Origin of the sequence: Protofrankia sp. BMG5.30 (assembly GCF_001983005.1) — a bacterium.
Classification (GTDB): Bacteria; Actinomycetota; Actinomycetes; order Frankiales; family Frankiaceae; genus Protofrankia; species Protofrankia coriariae.
On the sequence record NZ_MOME01000069.1, the window covers coordinates 1 to 15172 of the forward strand.

Consider the following 15172-nt stretch of genomic DNA (forward strand, 5'->3'; position numbering starts at 1 on the left):
GTCACGCGGTGAGGACCGGCCAGGACGCTCCTGGGACTCTGACTCCACGAACACGAGGATCTCCGATCACGCCCTCTGTAGCCAACCCGCACCCAGCGGATGTCTCACCCGAGACTGACACAGAGGGGAGGGCTACGGATCTGTGAGGTTGGCACGTCGGGTCTGTAGCCAAGTGTGTAGCCCAGCCGGCGGACATCAGCGGACGCCGACGAACAGACGCGGAGTCGGCGCCCAGGCCATGCCGACTGTGCGGACGACTCCGGACACCGGCGGACGGACTGTACCGACTTTGCAAGGCAGGGGTCGCGGCCGGCATCCACGCGCCGTCTCGGCTCAGTTCAGGCGGAAGCCTGACGGCAACGCTGACGGCAACGGCAGCGAACGACGGTAGACGAGCATGGACGGACGAGGCCACCCGAGCAGACACAGTGGACGACCAGGGACCACAGCGGGACCACGCTCCGCACCTGAAAAGCGGAAGGTCGGCGGTTCGACCCCGCCCCTGCCCACCGTTTTGACCTGCGGAAATAGCCGGATTTTTCGATCACTTCTTGATCATTGTATGGCAACGAGTGTGGCAACGGCGTCGCGTGATCTTGACGGCGGCCTGTCTGCCACCCCGGTTGACCTGCGTAAACGGTGGAGTTGACCATCCGCTTTTCGGGTGGGAGGTCACGAGGCCTGCGTCCACGGACGTTGCCACAAGGTATGGGCCTTGTGTGGCAACGGGGCCCGGCCGGTCCGGTCACGCCGGGTCCGTGACCTGCAACGGTGCTCAGGATCGGGGCCGGTGGACCGTCCGCTTGTGCGGCGGCCGGTCCACGGAGCGCTCCTCCCGTGGTGGCACCGGCGATGGAACACAGAGGGCACCTGGCCTCCGGTGGCGCCATGCTCAACGGTCACACTCGGGACCCATGGGACATGGACATCACCACGGCGGAGGCGGAACCGGTGAGACGTCGCGGCCAGCCACGATCGCCATGTCGGCGACGGTCGCGCTGTTCCTGATCCTCACCGTGGCCGGCGTGGTCCTGCTCTGGCCGTCTGGCGGCGCCCGCGAAACCCCCGAGGATCTCCGTGGTCTGGTGGGCGGCGCCAGTCAGCTCGTTGACGCCACCGTCGAACGCGCCGGCCGGGGTCCCTGCCCCGACCTGACCGGTGCAGGAGCATCCCAGGGGACCTGCGACCAGATCGACGTCGTCCTGGACGATGCGTCGGGATCCAGCGCCCGGCTTCACCTCGATACTCTCGTCGACCCCACCGGGCCGATCCTGAAAGCGGGGGACAAGGTCCGGCTCGCCCCCACCACCAACATCGCGGGCCAGGCGACCTACTACGTCGCGGACTTCCAACGCTCCGCACCCATCGGCTGGATCGCGTTCCTCACCGCCGCCATGGTCGTCGCGGTCGCCCGTTGGYGCGGACTGGCCGCACTCGTCGGCCTCGTCCTCAGCTACCTCGTGATCGTCAAGTTCACGCTGCCGTCCCTGCTCGACGGACATTCTCCCGTCGCGGTCGCCATGACGACAGGCACCGCCCTGGTTGTCGTCCTGCTTTACCTCGCCCATGGTGTGTCTGCCCGTACGACCGCCGCGCTGCTGGGCACCGTCGCCAGCATGGCTCTCGCCGGGGCCTTCGGTGCCCTGGCGATCGACCTCGCGCGCATCACCGGGCTCGGTTCGGACGAGGACGTGATGCTCAAGGCGTTCGCCGGCCAGCTGAGTCTTCCGGGGCTCGTGCTCGCCAGTGTCATCATCGGCTCGCTCGGTCTGATCAACGACATGACGATCACCCAGGCTGCCGCGGTCTGGGAGGTCTCCGACGCGGCACCGCACGCCTCGTTGCGGCACCTGCACGGCTCCGGGATGCGCGTCGGACGCGACCACATCGCCTCCAGCGTCTACACCCTTGTCCTCGCCTACGCCGGTGCCGCTCTCCCGACCCTGCTTCTGTTCACCCTCGCCGATCGCAGTAGCACCGATCTGGCCGCCACCGATCTCGTCGGCGCCGAGATCGTGCGGACCGCAGCCGGCACTGTCGGCCTGGTGGCCTCGGTGCCCCTGACCACGGTCATCGCCGCGCTCGCCGCATCACGACGACACCCTCCAAGCCCCGAACTCCCCCTGACCGACACGGACACGGCCGATGTGGCCCCTGGCGGTCACGGCGGTGCCGACACTCAACCTCTCACCTACAGGCGCAGTTAGTGCCTGCCGTGCGGGCTCGTCGGTGAATCGGTGCGTGGCTCGACCCTGCCGGACCGGCCCCGGAGCACGAGACCATCACCATCCCGGCGGTGTTGGAAGTGACCGATTATCGAGGAATGCGGTCTGGCCCACGCCGCCGCAGACTCGGAGCGAAGAGACGAAGAAGTCCGCCCGGACCGGCCGGACGGCCTGTCACCCGTGCGCCTGACCTCCGGAACGACGTCTTGCGTGTTCCGTGGTCTGTCCCGATGGGTCAGCGGTCGAGGACCCGGAGAAAGATCGTCACTTGTCTTCTGGGTCCGCACACGGGGCACGCAGACAACACCCGGCGGTGCGGCGATCGTGTACTCGACCATCACTTGGAACACGAAGGTGGTCGGGCGGAAGACCGGAGACAGCCGCGAGTGTGGCGACGTTGCTGAGGTGGACAAGAAACGTCAGACCGACGGTGATGTAGTCCCTGCACGGATCGGTCTACGGGGCTGGCTTCCAGCTGGGACGTCTGCTGGTGACCCAGTCCGTTATTACGACGGTGGTCGCGGCGGGGCGTACGTCGAGGGTGGGTAGGTCGTGGAAGGCGACCGATACGATGTCGATCCCGTCCTCGCGGCTGCCGATGTCGGTGCCCCAGGGCACCTGCGCCGCGAAGAGAAGGTTGATCTCGTGGAAGGAGGTGCCGCCTTCGTCGTAGAGGTGCTCGACGCAGCCGAGGAACTCGATGTCCCGGACCCRTAGTCCGGTCTCTTCGTTGGTCTCCCGGCGAAGTGCCGTCTCCACAGACTCGCCCGGTTCGACGTTCCCCCCTGGCAGGAAATACCAGGTCTGTCCTCGGTGGTTCGCGAGCAGTAGCCGGTCCTCGGTGAATGCTACGAGGCGGGCGCTGACCTCGATCACGACGCCGGCCGGTCAGGTGGCAGCTCGGACACGGCCGCGGTGGTTTGCACGGGAGTCCTCCGGTCTGGCTGGGTCTGCGGGCGCAGATGATGTTTATGTCGGTGCTGGGATAGCTCGCTCGATGCGAGCGGTTGGGTTTTTAGGGCGAGGCTGGCAGTCCGAAATCGGCGGGGTCGAGACCGAGATGTTTTGCCACTTCGGCTACGACGGCCTGTTCCTCGGACACGAATTCTCCGTCGATGCCGCCCAGCACGATGCCGAGGCGTACGACTGCCGCGGCCTGCACGCTCTTGCCGCGCACCTTCGCGATCTCGGTGAGCGCCGATTGTTTCCCTGTGTCGAAGTCTCGTATCAGATCCTCCAGTAGCGCCTGGAACGCGGACCGGAGATCGTCGGTCGAAAAATACGACATCACGGGGTCGGTTGCCACGAACGCCTCAAAGCCGTCGATCTCGGCCGGGTCGATGTAGCCGTCGGCCGCGGTGACCAGTGCGGAGACGGCGACCGCCGCATCGCGGAACCGCCGGCTCCGCAGCTGCTCACGTCGCGCGGCCAGCTGTGCGCGTAATGATGTCACGGATGGGCGTAGCCCAGGGGCGGAAGCGGATGACCGCAGGCCGCGCCAGATCGGCCAGCTCTCCGCCAGCCATCGTCGGACCGCCCACCCGACTGGGCGTGGCGCCAGCCGTACCGCGAGCAATGCGTCGGTGTGGACTTCGACGAGCTCGCCCTCCACATGCAGGGGCTTGGCGGTCGCCGGCCATTCTGTCGCGAAGACCAGGGACAGCATGTTGCCGGAATGGGGCGATCTGCTCGCTTCGGCGTCGTCGTGTTCGACGRCCGCGACGAAGTGACAGCGTTCGACGAGGGAGCGGTAGTCGACACGGACGTGGCGGGCCAGGGCTGACTCGACTCTTTCCCCGCTGGTCACGAGCCCGCCGGGTAGCACGTTCCATCGATGACCAGGTCTGCTGACCAGCAGCATCCGATCCTCTCGCAGTGCTACGAGCCGGACGTCGACCCTGAGCGGGTCCGTTACGGATGCCATGTCGGTCAATCCTCCCGACGTAACGCTGCGCGTACCACGGCCATTGTCCGCGATTCAGCCTTCCTGTGGATGAAATCTGGCGATTGATGGAAGAATCCGGGCGAATCCTGGAATGGTTGCAGAGGCGCGGCAACGGCTAGCGGAAACGCCGTGGCTGATCGCAAAGCTGCTGTGCCCAAGTGCTAGGAATTCCGGTTACTTGACGGGATTCTGTGCGTCGCTGGAGCTGTCCTGCCGCGAAGGCCTGTGACTCGAAGGCGGCAGCCGCACCGAACGCACGCCGGTCGTTCGTTCGATGATCGTCATGGGAGGGCAAGGATCCGCCTGCCGCCGGCCTTGTCGACTGGCGGCGGTGAGCCCTGTCACCTGCGCGGTCGCACACGAAGCAGGTAGATCGTGGCCGCTGGAACGAGGCTGCTGAGCTCGTCCTCGGGATCATCAACGGCGCTGGTAGGCGGTCCAGGCGGGTGTGAGCGCAACGATCAGTGCGGCGGCGGCACCGATCTGGAGGAAGTGGCGTATCCAGTCGATGCCCGAGGTATGGCGGACACCGATCGCGCTGGCGAGGACGTTTCCCACGAGGGCGCCGACGATCCCGACGACGATGGTCAGCCAGATCGGGATGTTCTGCCTGCCGCGCAGGACCAGCCGTGCCAGCGCGCCGATGACCAGGCCGGCGATGACGATCCAGATGAGCTGGAACATGGTGACCTCTCTGCTCTGTGGGGMGAGATGGGCGTGGGGCGTGATGAGGTGATGCTGGCCTGGCGGTCCGGAGGCCCGCTGCGAGGGAGGCGTTCTGCTTCGGTTGGCCCAGCCCTCGGGCGCCGCGCCGCGTCGGGCGTACGACTGTCCGGCGGCGCAGTGGTGAGGGCGAGGGCCGAACTCACGCTGTTCCGCCTGGCAGTGATGGGTGGGGTCGCTGTTCAGACGTGAGGGCGGGAGGGTGCGGTGGGTGCGCATGTCGGCGTTGGCCAGGCACGGAAAGGGCGATGGAAGATGATCTGTCCAGGAGGTCCTGGAACGCATTGCTGAGGCCGGTGCCGACAGTGGTGGGGTCGAGCCGGGTCGTGTCGATGGTGGTGCTCAGGCAGTAGTGGCCGTTCCATCCCATGGCGCCGACAGCCAGCGGGACGCCTGCGGCGAGGGGGACGATCGGGTGGACGGTACACAGAGGGAAGTCGAGTAGTTGCAGTGCTTCCGCGGGTCCGGGCATGTTGGTGACGATCGCGTCGAAGCGGGGAGATCGGTACATCTGCCGGGCGGTCATGCGGTGCGCCGCGGCGGGCAGCGCGCCGGCGGCGCGGACGACTGCCGCGCCCGCGAGGGCTCGTGCGGTGGCGCGCGGGCTGGTCTGTTCAGCGACGTGCCGGGCGCGTTCACGGGTGGTCATCCGGCCGAGCGGCACGTTGACGAGCAGTCCCGCGGTCAGGTTGCCAGGCGGTCCGAGGTAGCCGGCAGGGCTGGGCGCCCGCAGTGTTGCGGGCACGGCTGTCCGTAGCGTCGCGTTCTGCGGTGGCCGTCCCTGTGCGTCGAGGCAGGCGCGGACCGCCTCACCCACTGCCGCCAGGAGAAGATCGGTGACCCGCAGGTTCATCTGGCGTGCCGCCGCGCGGACGGATGGCAGCGGCCAGGTATAGGCCTGGAAACGGCGCAGGGGCTCGTCGTCGGCGCACGGTGCGGGGAAAGGACGTGACCTCACAGCGGTGAGGTCGGATGCCAGCGACGCCAGTCCGGCCACCGCGGTCGCGGTTCTGGTGAACCGGCCCGGAGTGGGCCGCTGCGGGGGTGCGGGGCCGGCGGGTGGGGTCAGCAGGTTCCGGAGGAGAGCGATTAGGCCGAGTCCGTCCGCGACGGCGTGGTGTACGACGACGACCACCGCGCATCGGCCGGRCGCGAGACCGTGCACGAGCCATATCCGCCAGAGCGGACGGTGCTGGTCCAGGGGCCGGGAGGCGAGGTCCGCGACGAAGCCGGCCAGCGCGGGCCAGCCGGCTTCCGCTGGCAGCGTCGTCTCGCGGACGTGCCAGTCGAGGTCCACCGCTCTGGGTTCGGACCAGCGGTGGTGCCGCCACGGGCCGGCTGGTTCGACGCCCCGGGTGAGCCGGGTAAGTCCGGGCAGGAGGCCCGCGACGTGCCCACGAAGTCGGGCGAGATCGAGCGGTGACGGTCCGCTGGTGCTGTCGATGACCGCGACCCCGCCGACGTGCTGGGGATAGGTGGGTGTCTCGACGTGCAGGAAGAACTCGTCCGCGGGAGCGAGACGGCGCTGGTTTTGGCGGCGCGGTCGGGCGCGGTCTGTGGCCGGYCAGACCGCGCCGGACAGGACCCATTCACCCAGGTCGACGAGTGCGTGGTCGACCACGACGAGTACGACCAGAACCGCGCCGAGCAGCGGACCGCCGCGGGCGACTGCCGACCTGTGCCGCTGGCCCCGCGCGGCGGGCCAAGCCGCGAGCGGGATGGACGCGGCAGGCGTCGCCGTGCCGGCTGCGTGGTTCACCATGAGTGCCTCGCCGACTCGGCGACGTGTCGTTACAGGTCGAACTCGTCGGGGCTGATGCCGACCGCGAAGCACGCCTCACGGACGACGGCCTGCTCGGTCTTGTCGAAGTTGCCGTCGGCGCCGCCGATGACAATGCCGATCTGGATGACGGCGCGGGCCTCGGTCGGCTTCTTCTTGACCTTCCCGACCTCTTGGAGGACGGAAACCTTCCCGAGTGCGAAGTCCTGCGCGAGCTTGGCGAGGTAGCCGTCGAAGCGGCGGTGCAGGTCATCCGGCGCGAAGTTGGTCAGCACCTCGTTCGTCGCGATCAGGGAGGCGACGCGCTGTCGTTCGGCAGGGTCGATGGTCCCGTCGGCGGCGGCGACGAGGGCGCACACGGCCATGCTGGCGTCTCGGAAGGCACCGCTTTTGAGCTCGTTCTTCTTCGCGGTGAGCTGGCCCTGCATCGTCTGCGTGGAGGTGCGCAGGCGGTCCCAGATCGGCATCGTGCTGCCCTGGCCTTTCTCTCGACGTCGGGTGCGGAGTACTTGTGTGCGAGCCGCGGACAGTCACCAGCCGTGTAGCATGGGAACTCCTGGGACGCCGGTCGGGAGGGAACGCCCGCGGTCATCTCTCTGTCCGCCCGCCCCAGCCGTCAGGACGGCGGTACTCGCGGGCTGGGTGTCGAGCGGCGGATCCGCGGTCGGCTCGGCCTCTGTCGCCGCGTGGATGGCGGCGGTCCGGTCGCAGGAGTGACGGCGTCGACCGACTTCAAGGACGCGGAGCCCGCGAGGCGGCGCCACTGTCGGTCTCCTTTCGGCAGCCTGAACCGCGCAGGCGGGCGGAGCGACGTGCTGCGTTGGCTGGCGATCGTGGGCCAGGGTCACCCTCGGTACCCGCAGCAACATCACGCTGTGGAACGCCGTCACCGTACCATGAGCGATTGTTCATATGTTCGCGTCGGTAGTCCCCTCGGCCACCTGGTCGTGTCGACTGTCCGACATCGTTGCCGTGGAGTCCCGCAGGCTGCGGCTGCCACGCCCTGGCCTTCCCTGATCGGTGCCGCCTTCGGCTATGGGGCGACCTCGGGAGGTCGACGCGGAACCGCGTTCATCTGGAGGCCCCGGGTCGCGTACGCCCGCTCGCCGCGGTAGGCGGGACGGCGCTGACTATGGCCGACAGCGTCGGCTACTCCGGAAGGAACAGGTGTGGATCGGTGAGGAGGTGACGGTGGCGAGAGCACGCCAGAGCGCCAGGGTGGCGTTGCCCGTCATCCGCGCGAAAGGCCCCGATCCACAGTGTCATCCCCGTGCAGGCCRTTGCGTCCGTCCTGCTGACCGGAGCCGCCCCAACGCATGATCCCAGTGCGGGCAGCTCGACGGCGTGGGCCTCTGTCGGGCTGCCACTCACGCTGACCAGGCAAGCTGAACTCCTTCTGTGGGCCGTTACGCCCGCCGAGGCGCTCCGCGAGGAATCCCCGATGGCGACCCGGGCGGAGAAGCCAGGTGATGGCGACGCGGGTGCATTCCCTGGCCGCGCCGGACGCCAAGTCTCCCCGGCTTGTGTCGTCATCGTAGCATGAAGGATCTTTCATGTAACGATGGGCCTGGTGGGTGCTACTCTCCGTTCAGGCGCCGAGGAGCTGGGCGGCTTTCGCCACGATCACGGCGCCGACGAGCAGAAGGTAGGCGCGCATGAGGGTCAGGCAGAGGACGCGGGCCCGTGACGGAAGCGGCGGGTCGAGCGACTCCACGGGGGGCATCGTCCAGCTCGACCGTTGAACGCCGGCAGCGGTGTCTGCCCGAGCCCAGGATCGCCGGGCACCGGGGAGGCTGGCCACGGCGCAGGCGGCGACGACGCTCAGGGCGAGAGCCATCGTGCCGACCGGCGCGCCGGGAAAGAGCGTGGTCATCACGAGGAGCGCGGACAGGACGAYGAGAGCGCTGGCCACGACGGTGGCCAGGACATTCAGCCACGGCGGGTTGACCCAGGGCCCGAGTACCGCGCGATCATTRCACAGCAGGATCAGGAAGACCGACGCGCTCGGCAGGAGGACACCGGCGAGTACGTTTGCCAGCACGGTCACCAACCCCAGCGGTGTGGCAGGCAGGAGCACGACCAGTGCCGCCACGACGATCAGGCCCGCGAAGGTGCCGTGAAACGTCCGTGCCTGCCGCCATGGCCGGTGCAGGGAGTGCCGTAGACCCGTCGCGTCTCCGACCGCGTACGACGTCGAAAGGCAGACCRCCGCGGCACCGGCCACGGAGCCACTGAGCAGGGCCAGCGCGAACAGCGCGCCGGCCCACGCCCCCAGCGCGGACGACAGGCCGAACGCCACCTGACCCGCGTCGACGAACGGGCCGCCGGCACGCTGATGCAGGACATGGGAACAGGTCACGAGAACCGCGCACGCCCCCAGCACGAACAGCCCCGTGCCGAGGGCCGTGTCCACACGCTCATAGCGCACCCAGCGACTCGTGATCCTCTTGTCCACCACATTCGACTGCTGGAAGAAGAGCTGCCAGGGCGTCACCGTCGTCCCGACCAGGGCGATCACGAAAAGAACTCCCTGCGTGGACAGCGGCGCCGTGAYGGCGGCAGCTGCGGGACCAGGGAAGTCCACCCGTGTTCGGAGCAGCGTGACGACCGCGAGCGGGACCACGAGCATGCTCCCCGCGACGGCGGCGAACATGGCGCGTTCCCAGCCGCGGAAGCTTCCCCGCACTGTCACAGCGACCAGTCCCACCGCCGCGACGGGAACCGAGACATAGCGCGGGATACCGAAGTAGCCGCAGGCCAGGGCGATACCGATGAACTCGGTGATGATGGTGAGGGCGTTCAGCRCCATCAGGTCCGCCACGGCGAACCAGCCCCACCGGCGACCGAACCGTTCGAAGATCAGCCGAGCATGCCCCGCGCCGGTGACCGCGCCCAACCGGGCGACCATCTCCTGGTTGATGAACAACACCAGCGCCAACGGGGCCACCAGCCACAGCAACTGGAGACCGTGATCGTGCCCGGCCTGGGCGAACAGCGACAGACCACCCGCGTCGTTCACCATGACGATCAGTCCGGGGCCCATCACCGCGGCGAGCGCCGCCAACCGCCGTCGAGCCGGCACCGGGTGGCCGGTTTCGACCACCCGGAGGGTGCCCCAGGCGCCCTGGATGTCTCCCCGGTGCGCCCGGTCCAACGCTGACCGCCGCTCGACGTGCGCACCGAAGGACCCGCGGACGACGACGCCCTGCGGTGACCGTTCTCCCTCCGGAGTGGTGGTCATCCCACTGCGTGCCCGGACGACCTGCCCCGTCCGTGCCCCGTCTCACCCGTCCCCGAGATCCGCCGGACCGCGCATTCCAGCAGCGTGTTCACTTCGGTGTCCGCCAACGTGTACATCCGCTGGCGCCCCACCCGCTCCACCCGGACGAGCTCATGCTCACGCAGGACCCGCAGCTGATGCGAAACAGAGGACTGCTCCAACCCGAGCTCGTCCACCAGTTCGCCCACCGAACGCCGGCCCTGGGTCAGACAGGCCAGGATCTGCACCCTGCTCGGGGTCGACAACGCGAACATGACATCGGCGACCTGCTCCGCCGCGGCCTCATCCAACACGAGCCGGGAGCGGGCCGGGCGGGCTCCCGAATCCGGCTGAGACACCTCACCAGCCTAAACGAGTGGATGAGAGGGCTGGACAKCCCTGCCGGGTGGTCCATGCCGTGTGACGTTTCGGTGYGGGGACTTTGACCGCACGTCCACCCTTGAATGGATGGTCCTGGCGAGCCTGGCTTTCCTGCTTCTACACCGCTGTCTGTGGGCGTCGCGGTGCCTTGGTCGCCAGGTGATGCCTGACCCGCGCCGTCGACGCGGCCTCCRGTGCGGGTCGCCTCCCCGCCGCGCCGCGCGGTCCGGTGCGGTTGCCGCGCACCCCGTGTCGACCGCCCTCCGCCATCATTCCTGGTCACCACTGTCGGGTTCCTGTGATCTGGCGGGCGGGATGGGAGCTGGCCGGGTGCGCGTGACCGCGCAGCGTCTTGTGATGGCGGCGCGGTTCTGTCTGCATGTGGCCTTCGCGATGTCCACTTCGCCCGCCCATCATCACCATGCCGGTGCCGGTGGCTCTGGAGCGGATGATCTCGCCGCGCGTGGTGTGGATCTGATGCACGGCGGGCAGATGACGCCGGGCGGACAGGGCTGACGGGGCGCCCTCGCTGCCAGGGCTGCTGTGCGCGGTGCTGGTCGCGGCGTCGGATCATCCCCGTCAGGCGGTCCGCCGCGGCACCTTCGGCTCCGTTCACGCCCTGGGTCCCGTGATTCTGTTTGCTTACTGGCGACCATTCGAGTGCGGTAGACTGCACTCGGTCGAATATTGACAGGTGTCGGATTATCTGGCACGCTCAGGAAATGCATTATCTCCTAATTCCGACGGTCGCCGCTCTGGGTGTATCGGTCCACTCCCTCGTCAAATCCAAAAAAGAGGAAGTCTTGCGTCAAAAGAAATCTCGATACACCACTGCGCTTGTATATGCCCGTATCTCACTTAACTTTACCGCCCGCATTTTTGCAAGCAACAGACCTTTAGCTATTGCGCTAACATTCCCGGGTATCTCTTTCTTTGGTGCGGCTTCGGCTGTCTATTTCGGAGAAGGGAGGCGTGAATAACAATTTAAGTCGGYGATCATCCCGGCCCTTCAGCTAGGTTTTTAGTGTCGGGTTTATCCCGGTTGATTCTTCGCCTCCCCGTATAGACCTAAACGCTTGAGTGGGCCAACCTAGGGAATGGAAGGCTCCAGATTAACTGAGGAAATTGATCGCTGGCCGGTTCCCTCTCTTTCGGTCTCGGATGGAGYCGAACTCGATGGTGGCGGGGGCGAGTTTGAGTACATCGGACAGGACAGTGATGTGCTGGCAACCCGGCGCACGCGCTCACCTCATTCCGACGGCCAGGCTAGTGCAACGTTCCTCATTACGGTTGTAGATCGTCTGTGCCGGTGGGATCCTGGTGGGGAGGCGATCTGTCATGCCGAAGTTGTTGTATGCACGCCCTCCCGCGGACACGGAGGAGGAGCGGAAGATCCGGAAGCTGGCCGGGTCGCGGCACGCTCCCGGCGACTGGATCATACGGGCGAAGATGATCGTGGCCAGCTGGGACGGTGAACGCACCAGTACCATCGCCGCCGGGCTGGGCTGCCACATGCAGACCGTGCGTGAACGCCTGGCCCGGTTCAACGCCGAGGGCCTCGACGGGCTGGGCGACCGGCCCGGGGCCGGTCGCCCACCACGCATCACCGAACGCGAGCGGGGCCGCATCATTGCCCTGGCCCGCGCGAACCCCCCGGGCCGGCCGGTCCGCGATGACGCCGGCGGGCTGGGTGCCGCCGACGAGACCGGCCCACCCCAGTGGACCCTGAACACCCTCACCGAGGCCGCCCGGGCCGAGGGCATCCAGATCCAGCGCAGTCAGGTACGCCGCATCCTGCTGGCCGAGAAGGTGCACTGGCGGCACACCCGCTCCTGGGCGGCAAGCCAGGACCCCGACTTCGCCCCAAAAGGGCGGCGGTCGTCGAGCTCTACACCCACCCGCCGGCGCACACCACGGTGATCTGCGCCGACGAGCTGGGGCCGGTGATCCCGCGCACGTTCCCGCCGACACCGGGCTGGTCACCCGACGGCCACCGCATCAAAGCACCCCTGGAGTACTCCCGCGGCAGCGAGAAGACCTGGGTTTTCGGCGGCCTGCGCATCCGCGACGGCCAGGAGGTCACTGCTGCACCCCCTCGCGTAACAGCGACGGCTGGATACAGCTGTTGACCCGCATCGCCCAGGYCAATCCCCGCGGCCCGATCCGGGTGGTCACCGACAACCTGTCCACCCACACCAGCGGGAAGGTCCGCCGGTGGCTGGCCCACCATCGGCGGATCCAGCAGGTGTTCATCCCGAAGAAGGCCTGCTGGCTGAACATGGCCGAGGGCTGGTGGCGGCTGCTGCGCCGGGCGGCGTTCGCCGGACAGACCTTCGTCGACACCGACGAGATCACCCGCGCCGTCGACCTGGCCACCGCCCAGCTCAACGCGCGCGCCCGCCCCTGGGTCTGGGGACGCCCCGCAGCACCGACCCGCACCCTCCGCCGCCAGTTTGTCTACTGTCTTTGAGGAACATTGCAGTAGGCGAGGGCTGGCGCCGAGTTGTCGAGGCCTATGACGCGAGGGCCGGCGGGAGCGCGCCGCGCAGCGGCGAGCGCCCGATCGCGGTCCAGCAGGACGCTCCGCTCCCGCGRATCACTGGCTGCAGCCGCGTAGTGATCGTAGAGTTCGACCAGGGACAGGTCGAACTTGAGCAGCGCGGCGTTCACCCCGTAGGAGCATCCGACGTCGAGAACCGTAGGTGACGGGGAGCCGCTGGCTTCCCGGTATCGAAGAAGAAGGTTCTCGAAGTAGGGCTTCGCGAGCTGAGGAATCTGATAGTCGAGTCGCCCCAGCGTCGAAAAGTACTCGCGGGGATTCGGTGCGGTATAGACATGATCGAGGGAAATCTTTCCGGTTGCGTCCAAAGGCATGATGGTGCCCCGTTTCAGTGGGCAGGCGTTCAGGTCGCGAGCACGCGGCTGCTGGAAGCCTTTTCCGTCTCGCCGCCACCGCGTGACGCTTCTCCGTCGGCTCTGAGTCTGCGGCGCACACCGTCACCGTATGGCCCGGTATGCGGCCTTGCAGTGGTTTACGCGAGGCGAACCTTACGATTTCTTCATGTGACTGCCGCTCCCCGTTCACGTCCTGACGTCGGAGCTTGGCGCGCCGAAGGGCGCGGAGGGTCGGGAGGGCCGAATTCGACACCGCGGTGAGGATGGGGGCTGGCCCCGCCCCGGTCAGCTCCAGCCCAGCGCGTTGGCGTCGACGCCCGGTTCCCCGCCCGCGGCCGCGAAGGCGCGTAACGCCGCGACCAGGCTGCCGCGCAGGCGGGGGTCCATCCTCGCGACGATCGCCGTGATCTCGGCTCGGCGGCGGCGGGTGACGTCCTCGACGAGCTGCCTGCCGGTCACGGTGAGCGCGACATTGACCTCGCGGCGGTTGTCCGGGTTGCCGAGGCGGTCGATCAGGCCGGCGGCGACGAGACGGTCGGCCATGCGGGTGGCAGTGGAGGGGTGGACGGCGAGGAAGTCGGCGAGGTCGCCGGCCCGGAGAGGTCCGCGGCTGGCTAGGACGACGAGCATGCGGAACTGGGGGAGGGTGACGTCCTCGCCGACGGCGGTCAGCGAGCGGGCGGACACGGCCACCAGCAGGCGGGATGCGGTGAGGACGGCGTCAGTGAGCTCGTCCACGCCGTCGTCGGGGGCGCCAGGTGGGGTGGAGGCGTCCGGCGTGCCGCTCATGGCACTGTTCTACCGCCCACGGCAGCCGGCGAGTGAACCAGCGCATGCCACTCGGATGCTCAGCACAACTTTTGTACTATGCAAATATGCGTGCGGTGGCGGATCGAAAGACGGCGGTCCGATGGGCGAGGTCCCGGTGGCCGGCCGGGGCTGGTACCGGCACGGCACGGCACGGAGCGGGGCGGGGCTGATCGCATTGGCCATGATGGTCGGCGCGGGAGTGGGACTGGCGGCGGTCGGTTTCCGTTGGCTGATCGTGCTGTTCACCGAGGTGTTCTGCGGCCGGGAGGACTGCTCGGTCGCGGGCCATGCGGCCAATCCGCACGTGCCCGCTCTTGGCTTTGGGTATCTGCTGCTGGCCCCGGTCGCCGGTGGCCTGCTCTACGGTCCGCTGATCAACCGGTTCGCCCGGGAAGCCCGCGGGCACGGCGTTCCCGAGGTGATGCACGCCGTCGCCGAACATGACGGCCGCATCGCGCCGCGGGTGTCGGCGGTCAAGTCGCTCGCGTCCGCGCTGTGCATCGGTGCGGGTGGCTCGGTGGGCCGGGAGGGGCCGATCGTGCAGATCGGGTCCGCGCTCGGTTCGGCGCTCGGTCAGGTCGCCCGGGTCGGCGCCGAACGGCTGCCCGTCCTCGTCGCCTGCGGGGCCGCCGGCGGGATCGCGGCGACCTTCAACGCACCGCTCGCCGGCGTGATGTTCGCCTGTGAGGTGATCCTCGCGTCGTTCACCGCCGAGGCGTTCGGGGTTGTGGTCCTGGCCGCCGTGACCGCCAGCGTGGTCGGGCGGGCGGTGCTGGGCTCGAATCCGTTTCTGACGCTGCCACCGTTCGCCGTCCGCAGCGCGGCGGACTACCCGTTCTTCGCACTGCTCGGCGTTCTCGGTGGGGTCACCGGGGTGGCGTTCACCCGCGTGCTCTACGCCGTGGATGACGGCTGCGACCGGGTCTGGCGAGGCCCGGAGTGGCTGCGGCCGGCGGTGGGCGGCGTGTTGCTCGGAGCCGTCCTGATTGCTCTGCCGCAGATGTACGGCGTCGGTTATCCCGTCCTCGTGTCGCGCGTCAGAATTCTTGGCACAGGGGTTTGTTGGCCCTGAGCCCAAGGAGATCAGATGAGTCGGCCCCCGGTGTTCCCCGCCGAGGACAAGATCCGGATCGTGCTGTCGGTGCTCGCCGGCG

General features: G+C 68.2%; 14 protein-coding genes and 1 pseudogene. 5 read left to right on the forward strand and 10 right to left on the reverse strand.

The features are described 5' to 3' along the window. Nucleotides 1-980: 980 nt before the first annotated feature. A complete protein-coding gene (locus BL254_RS23730) occupies nucleotides 981-2207 on the forward strand; it encodes a YibE/F family protein (protein ID WP_076845233.1) in 1227 nt (408 codons plus the stop codon). A 474-nt stretch (nucleotides 2208-2681) separates the two neighbouring features. Here the strand turns inward: BL254_RS23730 and BL254_RS23735 are convergent, their stop codons facing one another. The 7 genes from BL254_RS23735 to BL254_RS23765 all read right to left on the reverse strand — a co-directional run bounded on the left by BL254_RS23735 (nucleotide 2682) and on the right by BL254_RS23765 (nucleotide 10291). Further along, a complete protein-coding gene (locus tag BL254_RS23735; protein ID WP_076845235.1) occupies nucleotides 2682-3101 on the reverse strand; it encodes an NUDIX domain-containing protein in 420 nt (139 codons plus the stop codon). Nucleotides 3102-3240: 139 nt separating this feature from the next. Continuing rightward, complete coding sequence (locus tag BL254_RS23740) at nucleotides 3241-4149, reverse strand: TerB family tellurite resistance protein (protein ID WP_076845237.1); 909 nt, start codon at nucleotides 4147-4149, stop codon at nucleotides 3241-3243. 438 nt (nucleotides 4150-4587) lie between these two features. After that, nucleotides 4588-4854, reverse strand: coding sequence for a GlsB/YeaQ/YmgE family stress response membrane protein (locus BL254_RS23745; protein WP_047225196.1), 267 nt, complete (start codon nucleotides 4852-4854; stop codon nucleotides 4588-4590). Between the two features lie 181 nt (nucleotides 4855-5035). Further along, nucleotides 5036-6655: a wax ester/triacylglycerol synthase domain-containing protein gene (locus BL254_RS23750; protein ID WP_076845239.1), complete on the reverse strand. Its 1620-nt coding sequence runs from the start codon at nucleotides 6653-6655 to the stop codon at nucleotides 5036-5038. A gap of 29 nt (nucleotides 6656-6684) precedes the next feature. Then, nucleotides 6685-7140: a tellurite resistance TerB family protein gene (locus tag BL254_RS23755; protein WP_047225198.1), complete on the reverse strand. Its 456-nt coding sequence runs from the start codon at nucleotides 7138-7140 to the stop codon at nucleotides 6685-6687. A gap of 1121 nt (nucleotides 7141-8261) precedes the next feature. Further along, nucleotides 8262-9914, reverse strand: coding sequence for an NRAMP family divalent metal transporter (locus BL254_RS23760; RefSeq protein ID WP_076845240.1), 1653 nt, complete (start codon nucleotides 9912-9914; stop codon nucleotides 8262-8264). Beyond that, a complete protein-coding gene (locus BL254_RS23765) occupies nucleotides 9911-10291 on the reverse strand; it encodes a helix-turn-helix transcriptional regulator (RefSeq protein WP_047225200.1) in 381 nt (126 codons plus the stop codon). The genes BL254_RS23760 and BL254_RS23765 overlap by 4 nt, the downstream gene beginning before the upstream one ends. Nucleotides 10292-10643: 352 nt before the next feature. Here BL254_RS23765 and BL254_RS23770 point away from each other — a divergent pair, with 352 nt between their 5' ends. After that, on the forward strand, nucleotides 10644-10829 hold the full coding sequence (locus BL254_RS23770) for a hypothetical protein (protein WP_047225201.1): 186 nt from the start codon (nucleotides 10644-10646) through the stop codon (nucleotides 10827-10829). A gap of 822 nt (nucleotides 10830-11651) precedes the next feature. Next, nucleotides 11652-12233 carry a helix-turn-helix domain-containing protein gene (locus BL254_RS23775; RefSeq protein WP_076845241.1) on the forward strand — a complete coding sequence of 194 codons (582 nt, stop codon included), beginning with the start codon at nucleotides 11652-11654 and terminating at the stop codon, nucleotides 12231-12233. Here BL254_RS23775 and BL254_RS28845 read toward each other — a convergent pair. Next, a complete protein-coding gene (locus tag BL254_RS28845; protein WP_254858477.1) occupies nucleotides 12202-12396 on the reverse strand; it encodes a hypothetical protein in 195 nt (64 codons plus the stop codon). The genes BL254_RS23775 and BL254_RS28845 overlap by 32 nt on opposite strands. A 42-nt stretch (nucleotides 12397-12438) precedes the next feature. Between BL254_RS28845 and BL254_RS28850 the strand changes: the two genes are divergently transcribed. Further along, nucleotides 12439-12783 (forward strand): transposase, encoded by a 345-nt coding sequence (locus BL254_RS28850; protein WP_254858479.1) that lies wholly within the window; start codon nucleotides 12439-12441, stop codon nucleotides 12781-12783. On the opposite strand, the gene BL254_RS26600 is transcribed toward BL254_RS28850, so the two are convergent. Together BL254_RS26600 and BL254_RS23785 are read right to left on the reverse strand one after the other, a co-directional pair. After that, nucleotides 12771-13187 (reverse strand): hypothetical protein, encoded by a 417-nt coding sequence (locus BL254_RS26600; RefSeq protein ID WP_139342477.1) that lies wholly within the window; start codon nucleotides 13185-13187, stop codon nucleotides 12771-12773. The genes BL254_RS28850 and BL254_RS26600 overlap by 13 nt on opposite strands. Before the next feature lie 306 nt (nucleotides 13188-13493). After that, on the reverse strand, nucleotides 13494-13997 hold the full coding sequence (locus BL254_RS23785; RefSeq protein WP_047225320.1) for a MarR family winged helix-turn-helix transcriptional regulator: 504 nt from the start codon (nucleotides 13995-13997) through the stop codon (nucleotides 13494-13496). Between the two features lie 121 nt (nucleotides 13998-14118). Between BL254_RS23785 and BL254_RS23790 the strand changes: the two are divergent. Next, nucleotides 14119-15057, forward strand: a pseudogene (locus BL254_RS23790) (chloride channel protein); the annotation flags it as partial. Nucleotides 15058-15172 lie beyond the last annotated feature (115 nt).

Coding starts and splice junctions, on each gene's coding strand:
- BL254_RS23745 (WP_047225196.1), bottom strand. CDS start 4,854: ATGTTCCAGCTCATCTGGATCGTCATCGCCGGCCTGGTCATCGGCGCG.
- BL254_RS23755 (WP_047225198.1), bottom strand. CDS start 7,140: ATGCCGATCTGGGACCGCCTGCGCACCTCCACGCAGACGATGCAGGGC.
- BL254_RS23775 (WP_076845241.1), top strand. CDS start 11,652: ATGCCGAAGTTGTTGTATGCACGCCCTCCCGCGGACACGGAGGAGGAG.
- BL254_RS23785 (WP_047225320.1), bottom strand. CDS start 13,997: ATGAGCGGCACGCCGGACGCCTCCACCCCACCTGGCGCCCCCGACGAC.